At 47.7% G+C, this 22,323-nt stretch carries 23 protein-coding genes, 2 pseudogenes and 1 other annotated feature; of the genes and pseudogenes, 18 read left to right on the forward strand and 7 right to left on the reverse strand.

The genetic code is table 11. From position 1 onward, the window contains the following. Positions 1 to 8: 8 nt before the first annotated feature. Positions 9 to 992, reverse strand: a complete 984-nt coding sequence (locus tag SB847_RS16585; RefSeq protein ID WP_007409011.1) for a glutaminase — start codon at positions 990 to 992, stop codon at positions 9 to 11. A 243-nt stretch (positions 993 to 1,235) separates the two neighbouring features. On the opposite strand from SB847_RS16585, the gene glnK reads away from it, so the two are divergent. From glnK to SB847_RS16610, 5 genes and pseudogenes are all read left to right on the forward strand, one after another. Then, on the forward strand, positions 1,236 to 2,528 hold the full coding sequence (gene glnK / locus SB847_RS16590; protein ID WP_410578085.1) for a two-component system sensor histidine kinase GlnK: 1,293 nt from the start codon (positions 1,236 to 1,238) through the stop codon (positions 2,526 to 2,528). Between the two features lies 1 nt (position 2,529). Next, on the forward strand, positions 2,530 to 3,477 hold the full coding sequence (gene glnL, locus SB847_RS16595; RefSeq protein ID WP_410578087.1) for a glutamine utilization two-component system response regulator GlnL: 948 nt from the start codon (positions 2,530 to 2,532) through the stop codon (positions 3,475 to 3,477). 5 nt (positions 3,478 to 3,482) lie between these two features. Further along, positions 3,483 to 3,716 (forward strand): annotated as a pseudogene (locus SB847_RS16600) (hypothetical protein); the annotation flags it as partial. 48 nt (positions 3,717 to 3,764) lie between these two features. Next, positions 3,765 to 4,015, forward strand: a binding site (T-box leader). A gap of 88 nt (positions 4,016 to 4,103) precedes the next feature. After that, a complete protein-coding gene (locus SB847_RS16605) occupies positions 4,104 to 4,268 on the forward strand; it encodes a tryptophan RNA-binding attenuator protein inhibitory protein (RefSeq protein WP_032872714.1) in 165 nt (54 codons plus the stop codon). A 128-nt stretch (positions 4,269 to 4,396) separates the two neighbouring features. Next, positions 4,397 to 4,575: pseudogene (locus tag SB847_RS16610) on the forward strand (transposase); the annotation flags it as partial. A 145-nt stretch (positions 4,576 to 4,720) separates the two neighbouring features. Here SB847_RS16610 and SB847_RS16615 read toward each other — a convergent pair. After that, positions 4,721 to 5,614, reverse strand: a complete 894-nt coding sequence (locus SB847_RS16615) for a cation diffusion facilitator family transporter (protein WP_058906537.1) — start codon at positions 5,612 to 5,614, stop codon at positions 4,721 to 4,723. Positions 5,615 to 6,043: 429 nt separating this feature from the next. Here SB847_RS16615 and SB847_RS16620 point away from each other — a divergent pair, with 429 nt between their 5' ends. The 4 genes from SB847_RS16620 (at position 6,044) to SB847_RS16635 (ending at position 8,656) form a co-directional block, all read left to right on the forward strand. Continuing rightward, the gene (locus SB847_RS16620; protein ID WP_410578089.1) at positions 6,044 to 6,664 is read left to right on the forward strand and encodes a nitroreductase family protein; all 621 of its coding nucleotides are present in this window, start codon (positions 6,044 to 6,046) and stop codon (positions 6,662 to 6,664) included. 24 nt (positions 6,665 to 6,688) lie between these two features. Then, entirely contained in the window at positions 6,689 to 7,627 is a 939-nt protein-coding gene (locus SB847_RS16625; RefSeq protein ID WP_101669941.1) for a ring-cleaving dioxygenase, read from the forward strand. A gap of 132 nt (positions 7,628 to 7,759) precedes the next feature. Then, a complete protein-coding gene (locus SB847_RS16630; RefSeq protein WP_410578092.1) occupies positions 7,760 to 8,149 on the forward strand; it encodes a DoxX family protein in 390 nt (129 codons plus the stop codon). Positions 8,150 to 8,317: 168 nt separating this feature from the next. Continuing rightward, positions 8,318 to 8,656 (forward strand): thioredoxin family protein, encoded by a 339-nt coding sequence (locus SB847_RS16635; protein ID WP_410578094.1) that lies wholly within the window; start codon positions 8,318 to 8,320, stop codon positions 8,654 to 8,656. A gap of 218 nt (positions 8,657 to 8,874) precedes the next feature. Here SB847_RS16635 and SB847_RS16640 read toward each other — a convergent pair whose 3' ends face one another. Next, positions 8,875 to 9,258 (reverse strand): DUF2512 family protein, encoded by a 384-nt coding sequence (locus tag SB847_RS16640; RefSeq protein WP_003156684.1) that lies wholly within the window; start codon positions 9,256 to 9,258, stop codon positions 8,875 to 8,877. Between the two features lie 153 nt (positions 9,259 to 9,411). On the opposite strand from SB847_RS16640, the gene SB847_RS16645 reads away from it, so the two are divergent. The 4 genes from SB847_RS16645 (at position 9,412) to tatC (ending at position 12,851) form a co-directional block, all read left to right on the forward strand. Next, the gene (locus SB847_RS16645) at positions 9,412 to 9,840 is read left to right on the forward strand and encodes a cell wall hydrolase (protein ID WP_032872720.1); all 429 of its coding nucleotides are present in this window, start codon (positions 9,412 to 9,414) and stop codon (positions 9,838 to 9,840) included. Between the two features lie 262 nt (positions 9,841 to 10,102). Continuing rightward, positions 10,103 to 11,854 (forward strand): alkaline phosphatase D family protein, encoded by a 1,752-nt coding sequence (locus tag SB847_RS16650; RefSeq protein ID WP_410578096.1) that lies wholly within the window; start codon positions 10,103 to 10,105, stop codon positions 11,852 to 11,854. 12 nt (positions 11,855 to 11,866) lie between these two features. After that, a complete protein-coding gene (locus SB847_RS16655; protein ID WP_003156681.1) occupies positions 11,867 to 12,064 on the forward strand; it encodes a twin-arginine translocase TatA/TatE family subunit in 198 nt (65 codons plus the stop codon). 61 nt (positions 12,065 to 12,125) lie between these two features. Continuing rightward, positions 12,126 to 12,851 (forward strand): twin-arginine translocase subunit TatC, encoded by a 726-nt coding sequence (gene tatC, locus SB847_RS16660; protein ID WP_326151040.1) that lies wholly within the window; start codon positions 12,126 to 12,128, stop codon positions 12,849 to 12,851. On the opposite strand, the gene pcp is transcribed toward tatC, so the two are convergent. After that, the gene (pcp, locus tag SB847_RS16665) at positions 12,848 to 13,495 is read right to left on the reverse strand and encodes a pyroglutamyl-peptidase I (protein ID WP_326151039.1); all 648 of its coding nucleotides are present in this window, start codon (positions 13,493 to 13,495) and stop codon (positions 12,848 to 12,850) included. The two genes, tatC and pcp, sit on opposite strands and share 4 nt — an antisense overlap. Positions 13,496 to 13,566: 71 nt before the next feature. Here pcp and SB847_RS16670 point away from each other — a divergent pair, with 71 nt between their 5' ends. Continuing rightward, on the forward strand, positions 13,567 to 14,694 hold the full coding sequence (locus SB847_RS16670; RefSeq protein WP_410578099.1) for an aminotransferase class V-fold PLP-dependent enzyme: 1,128 nt from the start codon (positions 13,567 to 13,569) through the stop codon (positions 14,692 to 14,694). Between the two features lie 35 nt (positions 14,695 to 14,729). On the opposite strand, the gene lmr(B) is transcribed toward SB847_RS16670, so the two are convergent. Beyond that, entirely contained in the window at positions 14,730 to 16,169 is a 1,440-nt protein-coding gene (gene lmr(B) / locus SB847_RS16675; RefSeq protein ID WP_410578101.1) for a lincomycin efflux MFS transporter Lmr(B), read from the reverse strand. A 37-nt stretch (positions 16,170 to 16,206) separates the two neighbouring features. Then, entirely contained in the window at positions 16,207 to 16,773 is a 567-nt protein-coding gene (gene lmrA / locus SB847_RS16680) for a transcriptional regulator LmrA (protein WP_088461485.1), read from the reverse strand. A 177-nt stretch (positions 16,774 to 16,950) separates the two neighbouring features. Between lmrA and SB847_RS16685 the strand changes: the two genes are divergently transcribed. The 4 genes from SB847_RS16685 (at position 16,951) to SB847_RS16700 (ending at position 21,176) form a co-directional block, all read left to right on the forward strand. Then, entirely contained in the window at positions 16,951 to 18,066 is a 1,116-nt protein-coding gene (locus SB847_RS16685; RefSeq protein WP_410578103.1) for a type II asparaginase, read from the forward strand. Positions 18,067 to 18,261: 195 nt separating this feature from the next. Continuing rightward, positions 18,262 to 18,906 carry a lipase EstA gene (gene estA, locus SB847_RS16690; RefSeq protein WP_044802712.1) on the forward strand — a complete coding sequence of 215 codons (645 nt, stop codon included), beginning with the start codon at positions 18,262 to 18,264 and terminating at the stop codon, positions 18,904 to 18,906. 137 nt (positions 18,907 to 19,043) lie between these two features. Then, the gene (locus SB847_RS16695) at positions 19,044 to 20,114 is read left to right on the forward strand and encodes a helix-turn-helix domain-containing protein (protein ID WP_130571651.1); all 1,071 of its coding nucleotides are present in this window, start codon (positions 19,044 to 19,046) and stop codon (positions 20,112 to 20,114) included. Positions 20,115 to 20,243: 129 nt separating this feature from the next. After that, positions 20,244 to 21,176 carry an aldo/keto reductase gene (locus SB847_RS16700; RefSeq protein ID WP_410578106.1) on the forward strand — a complete coding sequence of 311 codons (933 nt, stop codon included), beginning with the start codon at positions 20,244 to 20,246 and terminating at the stop codon, positions 21,174 to 21,176. 43 nt (positions 21,177 to 21,219) lie between these two features. On the opposite strand, the gene SB847_RS16705 is transcribed toward SB847_RS16700, so the two are convergent. After that, positions 21,220 to 22,215: a DUF5105 domain-containing protein gene (locus SB847_RS16705; protein ID WP_410578108.1), complete on the reverse strand. Its 996-nt coding sequence runs from the start codon at positions 22,213 to 22,215 to the stop codon at positions 21,220 to 21,222. Between the last annotated feature and the right edge of the window lie 108 nt (positions 22,216 to 22,323).

Raw genomic sequence — 22,323 nt, forward strand, 5'->3', positions numbered from 1 at the left:
TCGTTTGATTAAAAAATACTGAGCTCCCACTCCTGTGCGATATGTTTCAGCAGCATGCCGCCGGTCAGGCTGTTGCCGTATTCATCAATGGCCGGACCGTAAATGCCGATGCCGCAGCCGTTATGAAAAGGCTGTTCTCTTCTGGCGCTTGGGGGAACCAATGCCATAATGCCGCCGGATACCCCGCTTTTGGCCGGGACGCCGACGAAAGCCGCATATTTGCCTGACGCATTGTACATTCCGCACGTCAGCATCAGGGCTTTGGCGAGTTTCGCGACATCTTTCGGAATGACCTGTTCCCGTCGGATCGGATGGTAGCCGTCATGCGCAAGTATCAATCCGATTAAAGCGATGTCCTCGGTTGTACCCTCCATGGCGCACTGCTTTAAATACACTTCAAGCGTTTCTTCCACATCCGCCTCTAGAAAGTTCGTTTCTTTTAAATAGTAGGCGAGCGCTCGGTTCCGATGCGCGGTCTGCCATTCAGAACGGAAGACCTCCTCGTGAATGTGAGGCCGTTTTCCTATTAATTTTTCAAAAACGGAAAAGAGATATTCTAATTTATCATGCGCCGTTTCACCCGGAAGCAGCGAGGCGACGGTAATGGCGCCGGCATTGATCATCGGGTTGAAGGGCTTCCCGGGTTTGTGGATTTCAAGCCGGATGATAGAATTAAACGCATCACCCGTCGGCTCCACGTCCACACGATCCAGCACGTAAGAAATGCCTCTGTTCATGCAGGCGGCAATAAAGCTGATGACTTTTGAGATGCTCTGCAATGTGAACGGGACATTCCATTCACCGGCATGAATCATTGAGCCATCCGGCTCTAATATGCAAATGCCCAGCTGAGAGTCGTTGATTTCTCCGAGGGCGGGTATATAATTTGCGCTTTTTCCATTGACGGAAAACGGTCGGTAATGCTCCACCCAATCTTGTAAAAGTGAAGCCAGTTCCTCTTTTTCAAGGCGCTCTCTGACCATATCTTTCATAACATTCCTCCTCTATTGCAAGCCTGTCCGAAGCGGAACCCGGTCTTGGAAAACGTTTTCAAAAATAGCGTGTTCCATGTTAATGTATAATGACATCTACAGAATCATACAAAATACGACAAAATCATTCTTAAAATAAGCCGATAGATTTATAAATCAGCCGGAGCGTCCCGCCATTCGGGTCTAAAGAAATTTGCGGACTGTATCGGTCTTGTTCAAAATAGACAGAAGAAGGAAGTGATTATGATCAGGCTCGACTATTTACTGAAAAAAGACGGCTATCTTTTCGCCCTTATGCTGATCACCGTGCCGCTGGCGGGGGAACTGAAATTTTACCCCCTGAATGAGGTATATCGGATCAGCTTCGGCGCCCCGGCTTTTTTCTTTTTTCTGCTGCTGCTTCGGCATGTGCCGGCAGTATTGTCAGGGCTGTTGACAGGTGCAGCCGTTGTGGCATTCCGGATCGGCCTGGCGTGCTGGGGAGGAGAGCATGCCGGCTTTACGGAGGCTTTTTTCAGCCAATATCCCAGTTTCTTTTTTTACTTTACATATGCCTGCTTGTTTTATGTGCTGAAGGTCAGGCTTTTTTGGGATCGGCCGCTGATGATCGGGTTTCTCGGTTTTCTCATTGAAATTGCGTCCGATGCCGTTGAAATGACGGTTCAGTTTTCCGGCGGCCGGCAGATTATGATGCCGGACAAGCTGGCGGATATTGCGATTATCGCTGTTTCTCACACATTTATTGTGCTGAGTTTTTTCAACGTGATGAAGCTGCACGAATCTCAGGTCAGGGAAAAACAAACGAGAAAGCAGCATGAGCACATGCTGATGATTGTGTCCAACTTATATGAAGAAACGATTCATTTGAAAAAAACGCTGAAAACGACGGAGCATGTGACGAAAGAATCCTATCAGCTGTATCGGGAAATGAGCGGGAACGACCGGGAGCTCGGGAGCCGAATGCTGCGCCTTGCGGGAGAAATTCATGAAGTGAAAAAAGACAATCAGCGAATATTCGCCGGCCTGTCGAAGCTGATTTCCAATGAGAGATTCCGGGATTACATGAATGCCGCCGCTCTGGTCGGCATCGTCATCCGAATCAATGAAAAATACGCCGAATCTTTAGGCAAGGACATTCAATTCCGGAGCGTGATTGAAGGAGAACATCCCGATTATCACGTCTTTACCGTCCTGTCGATCTTAAATAACCTGACCGCCAATGCCGTCGAAGCCATGGGCGACAGGGGTGAGATCCGCCTCGCACTGCGCAGGGCAGAAGGAGAAAAGGCTGAATTTCAGGCTGAAGATGACGGTCCCGGCATTCCGGAAAAAATCGGAGAGGTCGTTTATGATCCCGGGTTTACGTCCAAATACGATGAATTCGGCACACCTTCAACGGGCATCGGGCTTACTTACGTGAAGGAAATCGTAACTGAACTTGACGGAGACATTTCCTTTCACAACAAGCCAAAAGGCGTCATATTTACGATTAAGCTGCCGGTGAAGCATTTGATTGCAGAAAGGATGAACTCATAATATGCGTTTTTTTATAGCTGATGATGACCGGGCGATCCGTTCCATTTTAAAACAGATGATCGAGGACGAGGACTTAGGCGAAGTCGTCGGTGAGGCAGAGGACGGAAGCCAGATTGAAGGGCATTATCTCCATTTTAAACAAGTCGATATTTTATTAATTGATCTGCTGATGCCGGATCGGGACGGGATTGAGACGATCCGGCATCTTCAGGGGTCGTACAACGGAAAAGCAGTGATGATATCGCAGGTGGAGGCTAAGGAAATGGTGGGAGAAGCTTATTCTCTCGGCATCGAATACTTTATCCACAAACCGATCAACAAAATCGAGATCGTCACCGTTTTGCGAAAAGTAAAAGAGCGGATTGAACTGGAAACCTCGATCGGCGACATCCAACACTCGTTAAGCCGCCTTATTCAGCGGAATGAGCCGAAAAAAAGCGGGCCGGGGGGGATGCACGAGAAATCAATCAAAGAAACAGGAAAATTTCTTTTATCGGAATTAGGCATCGTGGGAGAAAGCGGGGCGCATGACCTCATGGCCGTCCTTCACTATTTATTTGAGGATGAACAGGCGGAAAGAAACATCCCGTCTTTAAAGCAGATGTTTACAAACACCGCCATCCGGAAGCTGGGGCCTGCGGCGGCACAAGCCGAGGTTAACAGAGAAATCAAAGCCTCGGAACAGCGGATCAGAAGGGCCGTCATCCATTCGTTAAACCATTTCGCTTCATTGGGCACAACTGATTTTTCAAACCCCAAATTTGAATATTACGCCTCGAAATTCTTTGATTTCCCCGCTGTCAGCAAGAGAATGAAAGAAATGCAGGCTAAGGAAACCGTGCCGCTTTCTCCGGTTAAAGTGAATATGAAAAAATTCATTCACGTCTTCTTTTTAGAGGCGAAAGATTTACGCGAAGGATCAAAATTTGTCAGCGGAGGCAGCCGGTGAGCTGGCTTTGGAAAAGATGGCAAACGTGGATAAATGACAGTTCGTACTGGCCTGATTTTTCCGCGCTGATCCATGGCTTGCACCCTCCGCATATTTTTGTAAACGAAAATCAGCATGTGACAGAATGGCAGGCCGCTTACCCTGTGGAAACGGCGAAGTTCGCGCTTCAGACGGGGCAAGAGGAGCATATGGAAATGGCGCGGGACATGCTCGGCCTGTCCGATCCGAAAGGTTATTGACTTCCGCCGGATGACAGCGTATGATACATTTTAAAATAAAAGAACGGATGAACAATGCTGAGGAAGAGTAAGTACGCATCAGCGCGCGGGGTTCAGAGAGTCGGTGGCCGCTGTGAACCGATCCCCGTCCGGTGCCGAATGGGCTTCTGAATTGCTGTGCTGAAATGACAGTAGGCGGCGCCGGGATTCTTTCCCCGTTATCAAGAAAGGAGTATTGAAACCGTGTGTTTCTGTACTTTTTGAGAGAATGGCTTTTCAGCCGTTAATAAAGGTGGCACCGCGAAAACCTCGTCCTTTGATGGACGGGGTTTTTTTGTGTTGTTAAGGAGGTGATGGCCATGGAAAGTGACTGGAGACGGACAGACAATCAAAAAAGGAGGGATATTCATGGTGATCGCAACCGACGATCTTGAGCTCACGTGTCCGCATTGTGAAGGAACCGGCCAGGAGAAGGAAGGGACGCCCTGTCCGAAGTGCGGCGCGAAGGGCGTCATATTGACCGCTCAAGGAAACACGCTGCTGCATTTTATCAGAAAGCATATTGATCAGTGAAATCAAACGAAAAAGGCCGTTATCCGGCCTTCAGGCTGTCGAGAAAATCTCGACAGCCTTTATTTTTCCCTTAAAATATCCATTCCCCTGTTATAAAATAAATGAAAGACAGAAAAAATGGCTTTCTCATGTTCCGCACAAGAAATTTTTCTCAAAACACAGCCGAATTCGTTCTGTTTGACCAACTCGTCGAAGAGGATCACCTTCTTCGGAAAATTGATAAATACATAGACTTCTCTTTCATCGTTGAAAAGGTCAAACCTTACTGCAGCTCTTACTTGATCCGCTGATCTTATTCAAAATGATGTTAAAGATTGCTACATACCCAGCCAAGCAAGGCTAGGCATGTGGGAGTGCTTTTTCTGCACCTGAAATCAAATGAATATGTAAAGAAACAGCACGAAACAAAAAAGCTTGCAGAAAAAACATCATTTTCTCTACAAGCTGCTTTTTCATTCTTCAAAATAAGGATTCACATGGATGAGCACTTCTTCAACATCTGAAAAGTGTCTTTTGATTTCATTTCGGATTTCGCGGGCAATATCGTGTCCCTGCTTAATCGTCAAATCATGATCCAAAGATAACCGGACATCAAGCAATTTATAGTGGCCATGTTCTCTTGCTCGGATTTTATCGAGCCGTTTGACTTGAGGGCAATGCAAAATAACCGCTTTATATTCCTCTATCAGTTCGGGATCAACACTTTTTTCCATGAGAACGTCAACAGACGGCCTGATTAATTCCATTGAAATCTTAAAAATGAGGTACGCCACGATGACACTGGCAATTGCATCCGCGTACAACAGATAGGACCATCCGCGGGTGTTCCCGATAATCGCCAATAGGACGCCGATAAAAGCCGCAAGAGAGGCAACGATATCGCCTTTATGATCGTATGCAATCGCTATAATCGCTTTACTGTTCCATTTTTCCCCTTGTTTGATCGAATAACGATATAAGATCTGCTTAGCCACGTAGGATATCAGAGCCGCAAACAATGCGCTGTATTGCGGGATGCTTGGGCCCTCAACAAAGGACGAAATCGCTTCTATTAGAATATACACGGAAACGAGCACTAATATTATTCCTACAATCGCTTCGCTGATGACCTCAGCTTTGCCATGCCCGAAAGGATGGTCTTGATCGGGCGGCTTATTAGAAATGCCGATGACGGCCAGGACAGCAATTGAAGCCACGACATCCGCTGCAGAATGTATACCGTCGGCAAAAACTGCTTCACTATCGCCTATCAGTCCAAAAAAGATCTTTCCTGCCATTAAGATCAGATTGGCTATCAATGCAATCAAAGCAACTTTTTTGCTTATTTGTTCTCTTTCACTTGTCATTTTTTCCTCCTATAAAACTGCACAAAAAAAATAGGGGCGCTTTTGATTCGCTCTCCGTATCCTTTCTTGTGTAATCACTTTGCTTATCGTACCAATTCAGTTTTGAGTGGGTCTATAGCAAGGTTGTTTCCTGTTTCCTAATAAATAAGGTGACTGAAAAAAAGTTGGAGCAGGGCTAAACAGTACACAGACAAAATAGCGCTGAATTTAAAAATGAACTGTTGACATTTGAGTATTTATCTTTTATTATTATCTCGAATTCAAGATTTTTTAATTCAAGATAATTTAATTAGAGTGCAGGATAAGAACCTGCCGATCGTTTGAATCAAGAAAAGATCAGTGAAGAGAACGTTTCGTTTTTTAATCATACGTTATTTGATTTTTTATACTATAATATCTCGAATTCGAGATAAAAGGGGTGCGAGAGAAATGGCTGAATTTGTACAGCTGGTGAATGAAAGAAGATCTGCAAGCAACTTTCTTCCAGAACATCCAATCACAAGAGATGAGCTCAACGAAATGTTTGAATTGGTTGCGTTGGCTCCATCAGCTTTTAATTTGCAGCATACAAAATATGTGACGGTTCTTGACCCGAATGTAAAAGAAAAGCTGAAGCAGGCTGCAAACGGACAATATAAAGTGTTTAGCTCATCAGCGGTTCTTTTGGTTTTAGGGGATAAGCAGGCATATCAGCAAGCGGCTGACATCTATGAAGGATTGAAGCTGCTTGGGGTATTAAATAAACAAGAGTATGATCACATGGTTCAAGACACCGTTTCGTTTTATGAAAACAAGGGAGAACCATTTAAGAGAGATGAGGCGATAAGAAATGCTTCACTTTCTGCGATGATGTTTATGCTGAGTGCTAAGGAAAAAGGCTGGGACACCTGTCCGATGATAGGGTTTGATCCTGAAGCCGTGAAACAGATTTTGAAGATAGATGATCAATTTGAAGTTGTCATGATGATTACAATCGGTAAAGAAAAAATAGAAAGCAGAAGGCCGCGCGGCTACCGAAAGCCTGTGAATGAGTTTGTGGAGTATATTTAAATATTTGTAAGGGAGCGGATAAAAATGGCTAAAAAAACGACGGGAATCCATCATATTACAGCAATTGTCGGTCACCCTCAAGAGAATGCTGATTTCTACGCTGGAGTGCTGGGGCTGCGATTGGTCAAGCAAACGGTCAATTTTGATGATCCGGGTACGTATCACCTTTATTTTGGGGATGAAGGCGGGAAGCCGGGAACAATCATCACATTCTTTCCGTGGGCGGACGCCCGTCAAGGCATCATTGGAGACGGACAGGTTGGCGTGACATCTTACGTCGTGCCGAGAGGTGCTATGGCATTTTGGGAAAAGAGACTTGAAAAGTTCAACGTGCCATACACAAAAATCGAGCGTTTTGGAGAACAATATATAGAATTTGATGACCCGCATGGCCTGCATTTAGAAATTGTGGAAAGAGAAGCAGGGGACGCCAATACGTGGACTTTCGGAGATGTAACCCCGGATGTTGCCATTAAAGGCTTTGGCGGTGCAACCCTGTTATCAGCACAGCCTGAAAAAACAGGTGAATTGCTGGAAAACCTCATGGGGCTTGAGCGAGTCGGCAAAGAAGGAGACTTCGTTCGTTATCGTTCTGCCGGTGATATCGGAAATGTGATTGATCTTAAATTAACGCCTATCGGCCGCGGGCAAATGGGTGTCGGCACGGTCCATCACATTGCTTGGCGGGCTGAGGATGACGAAGATCAATTAGATTGGCAAAGATTCATTGCTGCGAACGGATATGGTGTGACTCCTGTTCAGGATAGAAACTATTTTAATGCGGTTTACTTCAGAGAACACGGGGAAATCTTATTTGAGATCGCAACTGATCCGCCGGGCTTTGCCCATGATGAGTCACAAGAAACAATGGGCGGAAAATTGATGCTCCCTGAGCAGTATGAACCGCACCGGGCTCATATTGAACAAGGGCTGCTGCCGTTTGAAGTGAGAGAATTAGATTGATTGATAGATGAACGTGAAGCATGAAGAAAAATAATAAGGCATACATTTAACAGATGTTTGCTGGAAGCGACTGTTGGTAAACAAGCTGCCTTGCAGCACATTATATAATATGAAAAATAAGGAGAGATAAAAATGGAAGATGCAGGACTATTACTTATTCGAATTATGATTGGTGTGGTGTTTCTGTTTTATGGATCACAAAAATTATTCGGCTGGTTTGGCGGATACGGGATTAAAGGAACCGGACAATGGTTCGAGTCAATTGGAGTTAAACCAGGCAATGTCGCGGCCGCTTTATCAGGTCTCGGGGAACTCGCAAGCGGAATTTTATTTATTTTAGGTGTATTCCTCCCGCTTGGAGCTGCTATTATAACGATCATTATGTTAGGTGCCATTGTAAAAGTTCACGGAGCGAAAGGGTTTGCGAACGGTGCCGGCGGTTTTGAATATAACTTGGTGCTGATTGCAGTCTCCATCGGAGTTGCACTCATCGGTTCAGGGGCGTACGCTTTGCATTTTTAATATAAGTATCTAAGAACAGTTACTGAAAAGCGGTAACTGTTCTTTTATTTTTCAATCACAACGTTAAGGTGCTCTAAGCGGATATGATCAATATAAATGTGTATAGTGAATGTACGAGTATTGATGAGCTTGGTCATGAAAGACGAGCCGATTTGAAGGAGGATTTTGATGAAAGAGCTGACAGACTTACATTCGTTAGATTCTATCGAGAATTTTATTAAGCAGCATCAATTCAGTTTTATCTACATTTCAAGACCCGCCTGTACAGTATGTCACGCTGTTCTGCCGCAGCTCAGAAAAGTATTGGATCAGTTTCCGAATATCAAATTGGGGCATACCAACGCTGACGAGGTAGAAGAGGTTGCCGGCAGATTTTCAGTCTTCACTGTCCCCGTGCTTCTTTTGTTCATTGATGGGACTGAGTTTCTGAGAGAAGCCCGCTTTGTTCATTTTGAACAGCTCGAAGAAAGGCTGAAAAGGGTTAATCAGTTATATCAAGATGTATAAAGCGTTTATAATTTACAAATAAAAAGCCCCCTTTAAGGGGCTCAGGCTGTCGAGAAAATCTCGACAGCCTTTATTTTTTCCTTAAAATATCCATTCCCCTGTCATAAAATAAAAGAAAGTCAGAAAAGGACGGTGTCTTTCTCATGTTCCGCACAAGGCTTGCAGAAAAAACATCATTTTTTCTGCAAGCTGAAGGCCGTTATCCGGCCTTTTTTACGTTATTCGGACCGGGGTTCTAAAAAACGGGACCCGCCCAAGTCTTTTCTCATCAGATAGATATGGAAAAAATATTCTCCGACGGCGATGATGACGGCGGAAATAAGAGCGGCAAACGCCAGTCTTCCTCCGGAAATGCCCATGGACAGCGGCATTCCCATCAGCCAGACAACAAGAAACGCGATTCCGAAATCAGCGGACGCCGCCGTGATATTATTCCATCTCGGAAGCACGTACAGGTCGCCCGTAAAGTAGGAAACGGCCCCCAGCACAATGGTCATCAGCAGCACGTCGCCGAATGTAAAGCGAAAACCTAAGCCGAGTATCAGATACAGAATAATGATGGTCATAATGCCTTTAATGGCAAGCGCTTTAATGTGTTCCATGCGAATTCCTCCTTATGGAAATCATGTTAGTATGTTTCCTCATAACGAGAAATATAAACCCTTTTTTCGTGAACATTTGTTTTCTGGCTTTTGGCTGTCATCACTGGGCCGCTGCTGAATATGATGAAAGGAGAAAATACGGGAGGTGTCATGATGGCAGTCGTAAAAGCGTCGAGCGCCGATGTCAATCTAATGGCAAGGCTGCTCAGGGCGGAAGCGGAAGGCGAAGGGAAGCAGGGAATGCTTTTGGTCGGCAATGTGGGAATCAATAGGGTGCGGGCGAATTGTTCTGATTTTAAAGGCCTGCGCACCATCAGGCAGATGGTGTTTCAGCCGCACGCGTTTGAAGCGGTGACTCACGGATACTTTTACCAAAGACCGCGTGAATCCGAGCGGAGGCTTGCCCGCAGGAACATTAACGGAGAACGGTTTTGGCCGGCTAAATTCAGCCTGTGGTATTTTAAGCCGCCGGGCAACTGCCCGCAGACTTGGTATGGCCAGCCGTTTGTCGCCAGATTCAGATCCCACTGCTTCTATCAGCCGACAGGTGAGACGTGCGAAAACGTGTACAATACATTTTAATCCCGGGCGCACCGTTCTTAGAATGAACGGTGTTTTTTAATTTTTTGTGAAGAAAAATAGGAAAAAAGTGCGCTTGACGGATGACAAGCCAAAAAGAAACAGAGGGGGTTTTCTCCCGGCGGGGCAAGGTTTGTCGAAACAATGTGAAAAATGTCTCCCGCCGTCCATTTTTCAGCCTTACAAACCCTTCACACTTCTTCATAGCGGTTTAACATTTCTTTTTTATAATAAGGGCGATCAATGAGACGAAAGGGGAACTGACATGACACATGACGGCCGTTTAGATGAATGGATCAAGGAATTGGAGAACAAAAGCTTTCAGAACAATACGTTTGACCGCCGCGCATTTATACAGGGCGCCGGGAAAATCGCCGGTCTTTCCCTCGGGTTAGCGATCGCGCAATCCATCGGCGCGTTTGAAGTGAATGCCGCTCCGAAATTTTCAAACTATCCGTTCACCCTCGGCGTAGCCTCCGGCGACCCGCTGTCTGACAGCGTCATTCTCTGGACGCGTCTTGCCCCTGACCCGCTGAATGGGGGCGGCATGCCGAAGCAGGCCGTGCCGGTAAAATGGGAAATCGCCGCTGATGAACATTTCCGTCACATCGTCAAACGCGGAACGGAAATGGCCAAGCCGAATCTCGGACACTCCGTCCATGTCGAGGCGGACGGGCTCAAGCCCAATAAAGTGTACTATTACCGGTTTAAAAGCGGGCATGAGCTCAGTCCCGTCGGCCGGACGAAAACGCTGCCCGCTCCCGGTGCTGACGTATCCGCCATGACGTTTGCGTTTGCCTCATGTCAGCAGTATGAACACGGCTATTATACGGCGTATAAACATATGGCGAAGGAAAAGCTTGATCTCGTGTTCCATCTCGGAGATTACATTTATGAATACGGACCGAACGAATATGTGTCAAAAACGGGAAATGTCAGGACGCACAGCAGCGCTGAAGTGTATACACTGTCAGATTACCGCAACCGTCATGCCCAATACCGCTCTGATGCCAATCTGAAAGCCGCCCACGCCGCATTTCCGTGGGTCGTGACGTGGGACGATCATGAGGTGGAAAACAATTATGCCAATATTATCCCTGAAAAAGGCCAATCCGTTGAAGCGTTTGTGCTCAGGAGGGCCGCAGCTTATCAGGCTTATTATGAACACATGCCGCTCAGGCGCATGTCATTGCCGAACGGTCCTGATATGCGGCTGTACAGGCAATTTTCTTATGGCAATTTGGCATCGTTCAATGTGCTTGATACAAGACAGTACAGAGATGATCAGGCCAACGGCGACGGGAATAAGCCGCCTTCTGATGAGTGGAGAGACCCGAAGCGCACATTGATGGGGACAGAACAGGAGCAATGGCTCTTCGGAAATTTAGCCGCCTCAAAAGCGAAGTGGAATGTGCTGGCGCAGCAAATCTTTTTCGCGCAATGGAATTTCGGAACAACCGCCAATCCGATATACAGCATGGATTCATGGGACGGCTACCCGGCTCAGCGGGAGCGGGTCATCAATTTTATAAAAAGCAAAAACCTGAACAATGTCATCGTGCTGACGGGTGATGTTCACGCAAGCTGGGCGTCAAACCTGCATACCGATTTTAATCAAACGAATTCAAAGATTTTCGGAGCCGAATTCGTCGGGACTTCCATTACATCTGGAGGAAACGGGGCGGATAAACGGGCCGATACGGATCAGATCTTAAAACAAAACCCGCATATTAAGTTTTTTAACGATTACCGCGGCTATGTCCGCTGTACGGTGACCCCTGCCCAATGGAGAGCGGATTACAGAGTGGTGCCGTACGTGACGGAGCCGGGGGCTGAGGTATCCACGCGGGCTTCATTCATTTATCAGAAAGACCAGACGGGGATTCGGAAGGTCTCTCAAGCTGCGGTTGCAGGCGGTTTAAAGCAGTCAAACGAGGTCGAAGAGGATCGTTTCTTCGCCCATAACAATGCGCATGAAAAGCAAATGAGAAAGAAACGGGCCAAACTCTCACAATAAGGAGGCACACTCATGTTTTCAAATATCGGCATTCCCGGGTTGATCCTGATCTTCGTCATCGCTCTCATCATTTTCGGACCTTCAAAGCTTCCGGAAATCGGCCGTGCCGCCGGCCGCACGCTGCTTGAATTTAAAAGCGCCGCAAAAACATTGGTCTCAAATGAAGAGCCGGACAAGCAGACAGCTGAGAAAGACAAAACGGCAGGCTGAATCCTGACATGGGGGCAGACGAATCCGCTTCTGCCTCTTTCTCTATAAGGAGGATGTACGATTGGATAAAAAAGAAACCCACTTGATCGGGCATTTAGAGGAAGTCCGGCAGCGTCTCATTAAAACCGTTATCGCCTTTCTTCTATTATTTATCGGCGCCTGCTGGTTTGTGCAGGACATTTATGACTGGCTGATCAAGGATTTGGATGGCAGGCTAGCCGTTTTAGGGCCGAGCGAGATTTTATGGGTGTATATGATGATTGCGGGAATATGCGCCCTTACGGCAGCGATTCCGGTTGCCGCTTTTCAGCTCTGGCGTTTTACGGCGCCGGCTTTGACCCCGTTTGAACGCCGCGCCGCTTTGCTTTACATTCCGGGGCTTTCGGTTTTGTTTGTTATCGGAATTTCCTTCGGGTATTTTGTGCTGTTTCCGATTGTGCTCGGATTTTTAACACAATTATCCGCCGGCCATTTTGACATGGTATTTACGGCGGACAAGTATTTTACCTTTATGCTGAATCTTACATTGCCGTTCGGATTTTTGTTTGAAATGCCTCTGGCCGTCATGTTTTTGACACGGCTCGGAATCGTGAATCCAACCCGGCTGGCAAAGGCGCGGAAGCTTTCGTATTTTGTGCTGATCGTCGTCTCGGTGCTGATTACGCCTCCGGATTTTATGTCTGACTTTCTCGTCATGATTCCGCTGCTCGTCCTCTATGAAATCAGTGTGACGCTGTCCCGCATCGTTTACCGGAAGAAATGGGCCGAGGCGCCGTCTGCAGCTTAGTGAAGTTCGCCTCCGCCGGTCTCAATATCGTCCTCATGCGCCGCGGCGGTCACCGCGGCGATTTTGAGCGCTTTTGTCACGAGATCCAGGCTTAGGCTCGGCGCAGACTTCTGCAAGGTTTGCTCCGGAATGTACGGGATGTGTATAAACCCGCCGCGGATGTGCGGATGGCGGCAGGCGATTTCATCCATCAGGCCGTAAAAGAGGTGATTGCATACAAACGTCCCCGCCGTGTAGGATACAGCCGCGGGAATGCCTTCCTTTTTGATTTCCTCAACGATCCGTTTGATCGGAAGGCCGGTCCAATAGGCCGCTGGACCGTCTTGAGAAATGTTTTCCCCGACAGGCTGGTTTCCTTCGTTATCCGGTATGCGCGCCTCATTGAGATTGATCGCGACCCGTTCCGGCGTGATCTGCATTCTGCCGCCTGCCTGTCCGACACAGATGATAATGTCAGGCTGATGCTTTTTGACCGCCTCGCGCAGCACGGCAAGGGACTTATAAAAAACGGTGGGCACTTGTTCAGATACGATAGAGGCGGGGCCTTCAGCGGCACCGTTCAGCCGTTTGACCGCTTCCCATGAAGGATTGACCGTTTCCCCGCCGAAGGGGTCAAAGCCTGTCATCAATACTTTTTTCTCCATATAAAACCCTCCTTTTCTTTTTACCATACTCTATAATGGACATATATTCCTGCCGAAGGGGGAAACATGTCTTGAATTCGCCTCTGGTGCAATACCGATCTTTATTTCCGGCGCTCCGCACACATACGATGCTCGCCAGCTGCTCTCAAAGCGCTCTTGCCCTGCCGGTTTCAAAAGCGATCAATGACTATCAGGAAAGCCTGCTTCAGCATGGCGGAAACTGGGAAGAAGCCGTTGGACGAACGGAGCAGGCAAGGTGTGAATTTGCGAAATTGATCGGCGCCCATCCTGAAGAAATTGCTGTTTTACCTTCAGTAACGGCTGCTGTCTCTGCCGTCGTTTCCGCTTTACCGGATTGCCGAAAGAAACAGGCGGTGTATACGGAATTGGATTTTCCGGCGATCGCCCACCTTTTGAAGGCACAGACTGAGATGGAGCTTTCAGTCGTGCCGTCTGAAGATGGAATGATCCCGTTAGAGCGGTATGAGACGTACATATCGGAACAGACGCTTTTCACCTGTGTGCCCCATGTGTCATATACGTCCGGTTTTGTCCAGGATATGAAGCGCATTGCCGAGATATCCGCAAAGAAGGGATCGCTTCTTTTTGTCGATGCTTATCAATCAGCGGGGCACATCCCGATTGATGTAAAAGAATGGGGAGTTGATATGCTGGCCGCAGGTGCGAGAAAGTATATGCTCGGCATACCGGGAACGGCGTTTCTTTATGTCAGAAAGGAACTTGCCGAACGGCTGAAGCCGAAAGTCACAGGGTGGTTCGGGCAGCAGCGGGCGTCGATGCTGGATTTAACCCGTTTTTCTTATGCGGACGGAGCCAAACGCTTTGAGACCGGAACTCCGGCATTTATCAGCATATATGCGGCACAGGCGGCTTTATCTCTATTAAACGATGCCGGCACAGACCGCATTCACCAAGAAGTAAAAAAACTCAGCGCATTTGCGTATGAATACGCTTCTGAAAAAGGACTGAATCTCACAGGGCCTCCGTCTGTCGATGACAGACCCGGCATGATTTCCATACGGGATGAAAAAGCGGCGGAAACGGCTGCGCTGTTGAGGCGGAAAAACATCGTATGCGCACCCAGCGGACAAATCATCCGGCTGGCGCCTCATTTCTATAACACGGCTGACGATCTGATCTATGCGATTGATGAACTGGCTGAAGCGCGCGGTATATAAAAAACAGCAGACTCCCCGTGAGCCTGCTGTTTTTCTTATGAGTGATTCACTTTGACCCGTTTTATAAAGAAGGCGCTGATCAAGCCGATAACAGCGACAATCATCGCGAAGATAAAGGCGTGCTGGACGCCCGCAATCAGCGCGTGAGAGTATGCGGAAGGATCATTCGGGTTTTTCGCGGTGCTCATATAATTCTTCTGGCCGGCAGCCATGATGCTGACCGCCACCGCAGTGCCGATTGCGCCGGCCATCTGCTGGAGCGTATTCATAATGGCCGTTCCGTCCGGATAAAATTCCGGCGGCAGCTGGTTTAAGCCATTCGTTTGCGCCGGCATCATGATCATGGAAATTCCGATCATCAGGCATGTATGAAGCGCGATAATCAGAAGCGCCGTTGAAGCGCCATTAATGTTTGAGAAAAACGAAAGCACAGTTGCCGTGATGACAAACCCGGGAATGACAAGCCACTTCGGCCCGTATTTATCAAACAGGCGCCCCGTCACCGGAGACATAAAGCCGTTTAAAATACCGCCCGGCAGCAGGATGAGCCCGGACGTAAACGCCGTCAGCATCAGTCCGCTTTGTAAATACATTGGTAATAGAAGCATTGTCGATAAGATAACCATCATACAGATAAATACAATCACGACACCGAGAACAAACATCGGATAGCGGAAAGCGCGCAGATTCATCATCGGCTGCTTCATTGTCAGCTGCCTGATGGAAAATAAGATGAGCGCGATCGCACCGACAGTGAGCGAACCGATAACCGTCGGGCTTGACCAGCCGTCTGATCCTTCGCCCGCATTGCTGAATCCGAATACGATACCGCCGAACCCGATCGTAGACAGAATAATAGAAAGCACGTCAATTTTCGGTTTTGTAATGTCAGACACGTTCTGCATGTAGGCGATGCCGAATAAAAGAGCCAACACAAGAAACGGCAGGGAAATCCAGAAAATCCAATGCCAGTTCAAATGCTCTAACACAAGCCCTGAAAATGTCGGACCGATCGCAGGAGCGAACATGATGACAAGCCCGATCGTCCCCATCGCCGCTCCGCGCTTATGCGGCGGGAAGATGACGAGGATTGTATTAAACATCAGCGGCAGCAGCAGCCCGGTTCCTAAAGCCTGCACGATTCTTGCCGCCAAAAGAAACGGAAAGCTCGGCGCAAGCGCTGCAATCAGCGTACCGATAATGGAAAAAGCAAGTGAAACGATAAACAGCTGTCTCGTCGTAAACCATTGCAAAAGCAGACCTGATACCGGGACAAGAATACCGAGAACGAGCAGATAGCCCGTCGTCAGCCACTGGACGATCGCAGGAGTGATATGTAACTCCTTCATCAGGTCAGTCAGGGCGATATTCAGCGCCGTTTCACTGAACATGCCGATAAACCCTGCCGTCAGTAAAGAAATCATGATCGGCATGACTTTATATTGTTTGGAAGGCTGAGCGTTTTCCAAAATCATTCTCCTCTCTTTCTATACGTACAATGTCTCTCGTATTTTATGTCTTCAGCAGGTTCGGGATTTGTTTAGAAATATGGAGGATCGGCATTTTGTCTTTTTTGGCTAAGGACACAATGATGCCGCCTTCTATCATGGCATTTAAAACAGTGCTGATTTCCGCCGCTCTCTCATCAGAAAAACCGGCTGATCTCAATTTGCCCGCGAACAGATTCTCCCATTCCTGATAAGCGCTTTGACAGGCCTGCTGGAGCTTTTCGCTCTTTAAAGCCGTCTCGGCAGCCAGTAAACCGACAGGAAACCCTTCAAAGTTCTCCGGACATGTGAATTGGCTTGATAAGTCCTGTAAAAACGCTTGAATGCTTTCCGCAGGATCAGGATGGGCATCAAGGCTTTCTTTTATTTTCATACGGATATAATGGCTCATTTCATTTACAGCCTCAATGGCGAGCTGCTCTTTGCCGTCCGGAAAATGATAGTAAAGAGAACCTTTCGGCGCACCGCTTTCTTTAATAATCTGATTCAGCCCCGTGCCGTAATACCCCTGAAGCTGAAACAGCCTGGTTGCCGCGGCGAGGATTTTTTCACGAGAATCTCCATAGCTCATAATGTTCCCACCTTACTGATTTTTGACAAATTTAAAATATAGTGACTGGTCTATTATCTTGATTTCACATGACGGTGTCAAGGTTTTTTAACGGTTATTTTCTTCGGGAGGTTGCCTGACAAGCGCGTTGACCGGTGAGAGGAAAATCTTCATAAATAAAGAAAAGGAGAGAAAAGAATGAAAAAACAATTCATGCCCTTCATTACATTTATCACGGCTCTGCTCTTCATTGCGGCCGGCTGCTCCCAATCTCCTCAAGCGAAAGAAACACCGCCCCGGATGGCAGCCGCAGCCCCAGCGAAAAAAGACGGACTTCCGAATGTTAAAATTCTTGCCACCGGCGGCACAATTGCAGGCGCTGCTCCTTCAAAGACGTCAGCTACGGAGTACACGGCGGGGGCAATCGGAGTTGATGCCCTGATTCAGGCCGTTCCGGAGATAAAAGAGGTCGCGCATGTGAGCGGAGAACAGGTTGTGAATATCGGCAGCCAGAATATGAATAACGAGACACTGCTGAAACTTGCAAAACGGGTAAACAAGCTGCTCAAGTCTGATGATACAGACGGCATTGTCATTACACATGGAACAGACACACTTGAGGAAACCGCCTACTTTCTCAATCTGACGGTCAAAAGTGACAAGCCCGTTGTTGTCGCCGGGTCAATGAGGCCGTCCACGGCGATCGGAGCGGACGGGCCGTCCAACTTATATAACGCGGTAAAAACAGCGGCTGCGCCTGATGCGAAAGGCAAGGGAGCGCTTGTCGTATTAAATGACAGAATCGCTTCGGCGCGTTATGTGACAAAAACCAATACAACCGCGGCCGACACATTCAAATCGGAAGAAATGGGTTATATCGGAACAATTGCTGATGACGTCTATTTTAATAACGTCATCACCCGAAAGCATACGAAGGATACAGATTTCCAGATAGATAAACTTGATAAACTGCCGCAGGTCGATATTATATACGGCTATCAAAATGACGGAAGCTATCTCTTTGAAGCCGCCGTAAAATCAGGAGCGCAAGGCATTATTTTTGCAGGGTCGGGAAACGGCTCAATGTCTGATGAGGCGCAAAAAGGCGCCGTAAAGTCGGTCAAAAGCGGGCTGGCGGTCGTCCGCTCCACAAGGACGGGAAACGGAACGGTAACACCTAATCGAGATTATGAAAAAGACCATTTGACAGCTTCAAACTCTCTCAACCCTCAAAAAGCGCGGATTCTTCTGATGCTTGCGCTGACAAAAACGCATGACCCTAAGCGGATTCAAACCTATTTCAATGAGTACTAGGAGAAGAGAACCGGGTGTTCTCTCCTTTTTCGGTATGCCGTGTTAAAGCATAAGCGTGCTTTAGGGAAAGGGGCGTCTTTCTCATTTTTCCGCTCTTTTTAAATTGTTGAAAACAGTAAAAAATACACTATTTTTTCCTTTTCTCCTCTAATAGAATGAAAACTGCAAAAATATTACATAGCAGGAGGAAAGTTCATGAAACAAATAAAAAACAAAATTCTAGTTGTCCTTACAGTTTGTATGCTGTCCGTCATTTCCGTATTTGCCTTCCAGCCGACCGTATCGAAAGCCTCCTCAGGGCATAACCCTGTTGTCATGGTCCACGGAATCGGCGGGGCGTCCTTTAACTTCGCGGGAATCAAAACATACTTGGCATCCCAAGGCTGGTCAAGAAAAGAGATGTACGCCATTGATTTCTTAGACAAAACCGGAAACAACAGACACAATGCGCCGAGACTGTCCAATTACGTGAAAAAAGTGCTCAGCGAAACAGGTGCGAAAAAAGTCGATATCGTCGCGCACAGCATGGGCGGAGCCAACACACTCTATTACATTAAAAATCTTGACGGCGGAGACAAAATCGCAAACGTCGTCACACTCGGCGGAGCGAACGGCCTTGTGACCAACCGGGCGCTTCCGGGGACTGATCCGAACCAAAAGATTTTATATACATCGATTTACAGCTCAGCGGACTTAATCGTCCTGAACCCGCTGTCACGACTGATCGGCGGGAAAAACGTGCAGATTCACGGTGTCGGACACATCGGACTTTTGATGAACAGCCAAGTAAACGGGCTGATTAAAGAAGGTCTGAACGGCGGCGGACAAAATACAAATTAACAGTTTCAAAGCCCCGGAGAATGAGAATATCCCGGGGTCTTTTTTTTCTTCCATATTCTTTTTTCGCCGTAAACCAAGCCCTCTGAAGTTATTTTTGTTAAAATAATAAAGTTATATCAGAATTCGGAGGGTTTATTGTGGGAAAAGTGAAAAGAAATGCCCCTTGCCCATGCGGCAGCGGGAAGAAATATAAAAAATGCTGCGGAAGCAAAGAAGCTGCCATTCCGGCAGACATCGCGGCAAAAGAAGCGAAACAGATTCAGGAAAGCCTAATGGAGTACGCCTTTACAGCACATAGAGACGGCATATCATCATTTATTAACCAGCACGCATTCATTACGGAGCTGGACAGACAGACAAAAGACATCGGAGTCTTCAACCTCGGCATCTGGGGAATTTTCTTCCGTCCGCTGGCAGGCGGCAAGACGATTTTTGAAGAATATCTTCAGAAAAAAGCCGGCGGGATCAACCGCCCGAAAACACGGGAAATCGTTGAATCATGGAAAAGCATGACACCTGCCGTTATGGTTCTTGAAGATGTGAAAGAAGGAATGATTCACTTTGAAGATGTGATGACAAAGAAACAATTCAAAGTGGAAATGGACGTCAGCCAGCAGGATCTTCCGCCGGCGGGAAGCCTGATTCTCGGCTATCCGATCCACGAAGCGGAAAAAGCGGAGTTCTTCATGCAATTTACGATCTTCCCTGTGAAGCGGACCGAAGCTCTAATCAGCAAAGTGAAAAAGGCGGCTGCCCCGGCCCTTGCGGAAGGAAAATCGCCTGAGCGCTTTATGCAGGAAAACTTCGACACTGTGCTGGCCGCTCTTTTAGGAACGGCGGAAGAGCCTGAGCAGGCTGCTGAAGAAAAACAGACAGAGTGGGCGAACGACATGGAGAAGGAAACGGCGGACGCCATTGAAAAAGGCCTGAGCGGGGATGAATACCCGGCTGAGCTGGTTCCGGCCGTAATTGATCTGTGGAAAACGTTCTGTGTCAAAAAAACACCGACGATCAGAAAGCCTGAAGCTTTCGCGGCGGCGGTCGAATATTACGTGAACAGCATTTCTCTGAACGGCGCGTCCGTTTCTCAAGCGAAGCTGGCGAAGAAGTACGGCGTCAGCGCCTCAACGATTTCCAGCCGCTATAAGGAAATCGAGGGTGCTCTCACGGATGAAGCCGAACGCTTCGCCGCAGCTCTGACATCTTAATACACAGCAAAAAAACCTTGAAGGGCAAACGCTTTTCAAGGTTTTTTCTATAGAGAGGCTCTCAGGCAGGATAATTCTTACCGTCTATCTAATACTAAACAGAGCGATAAAAGGAAGGGAGCCTGAGCTATGGATGAGACACGTACGCTGGGCAGGACGGATTTACGGGTAAAGCGTATCGGCTTTGGCGCTAATGCGGTCGGAGGACATAATCTGTTTCCCAATCTCAATGATGAAACGGGAAAAGAACTCATCCGCACAGCGTTGGACGGCGGCGTCAATTTTATTGATACGGCGTTTATATACGGTTTGGGGCGTTCCGAAGAGTTAATCGGTGAAGTTGTCGCAGAGCGCGGCGTGCGGGACAGCCTCGTGATTGCCTCAAAAGGCGCGCATAAAGAAGTCAACGGACAAATCGAGCTGGAAAACAGCCGTGAATTTCTCCGGAGTGAGGCGGAAAACAGCCTGAAGCGGCTGAAAACAGACGTGATTGATTTGTATTACGTCCACTTCCCTGACGGCAAAACACCGCTCTCCGAAGTGGCGGGCACGTTAAAAGAACTGAAGGACGAAGGGAAAATCAGAGCAATCGGCGCGTCCAATCTCAGTTTCCGGCAATTGCAGGAGTTTAACGCGGACGGCTATTTAGAGGTTTTTCAATCGGAATATTCACTGATTCAGCGTGAGGCGGAGCATGATCTGCTGCCTTATTGTGAAAAGAACGGCATTTCCTTTATTCCTTATTTTCCGCTTGCTTCCGGCTTGCTGACGGGAAAGTTTACAAAAGACACAGTTTTTGAGGACAGCCGAAAGAACAGGCCGCCGTTTCAGGGAGAAGCTTTTCGCCAAAACCTGGAGCGAGTGGATAAGCTTCGGGCCGTTGCGGAGGAAAAAGGGGCGCAGACAGCGCATATCGCACTCGCATGGCTTCTGTCGCAGCCGGCGGTGGATGCGATCATTCCCGGAGCCAAACGCCCCGACCAGCTGAAACACAATCTGGACGCGCTTCATGTGCAGTTAACCGAGGATGAGGTTCAATATATCAGTGACATCTTTAAGTGAAAATAAAAAAAGGAAATAGCCTGCGCTATTTCCTTTCTTGTTGTCAGGACGTTTTCAAAAACGCTTCTGTCAATCCTTCCAGATCGGCGTCTGTATCCAGATACCACTGGCCGCGGGCGTTTTTCTTCATCTCGATTTCTCTTGTAACGGAAGAAGAAGCCGGTTTCAGGCGCATAAACTCTTCCGGATAGACAGAAAGCAGGTGGCTGACAATTTCGTTTTCATCAGCATCGGGGTGCTTTCCGGCATAGTCTTGCACGCGGTCTTGCAGCTGCCCCGCAAGCGGAGACATATCAAGCGGCGTCACTTTTGCTTCAAGGACGGCTTTTTTGCCTGACATGGATTTGGTATGCACCTTGAGCTCTGTGTTATCCCGCAGCGCTGATGACATGGCGTCAATAATAGCGGAAATGGCTTTTGGATCCGCCTGTTCTTGTGAAATGCCTGCTGAGGTGATAAAGCTGGCTTTCGCCGATTCCTGATATGCGGCGGCCGTCATTTTTTCATTTACCCCGGTCAGGCGGGTGAAATCTTTATTGTGTTTGCCGTACAGCATCACATCAATGTAGGCGGATAATGCGTCCGCCGGGTCAGGTTTTGCGTTTGAGGCTGTGCCTTTGACTTTCAGTTTATAAGATAAAGGCTTCGCGTCTTTTGCCTGCGGCTGATATACCAATTCATATGATTTGCCTTCGTCAGCCGTGAAGTACAGATTGCCCGTCACTGTCTTACCCGCATGAAGCGTGCCGCTCTGCATCAAGTCTTCCTTATCGGCCTTGGCTGTTTTCGCGTCATCCTGATAAAGCGAGAAGTCGCTGCTTTTGACGGTAAGCGGGTCTTTGCCCGTATTTTTGACGGTGACCGTTACTTTCAGCGCGGCCGGATGTTCAGTATCGTCTGAAGCGGCCCACGCCGTCTCTTTTATTTTCACTTTCGCCGTGCCGCTTTCCTGGCCGCCGCTCGTTTCGCTGCTGCATGCGGCGGTAAATGCCGTGAGAAGCAGAATGAAAAACACGGCGCTAATTTTTTTGATGGACATCTGGTTTACCCCCTGTTGTTAATGATTAATTCGATAGTCATGAAGATGGACAGGTTAATTATACTAGTTTTGTATAAAAGAGTCTTGGTAATCATCAATCTTTTTGGA

Origin of the sequence: Bacillus sp. SIMBA_026, assembly GCF_046535335.1 — a bacterium.
Lineage (GTDB): Bacteria > Bacillota > Bacilli > Bacillales > Bacillaceae > Bacillus > Bacillus velezensis.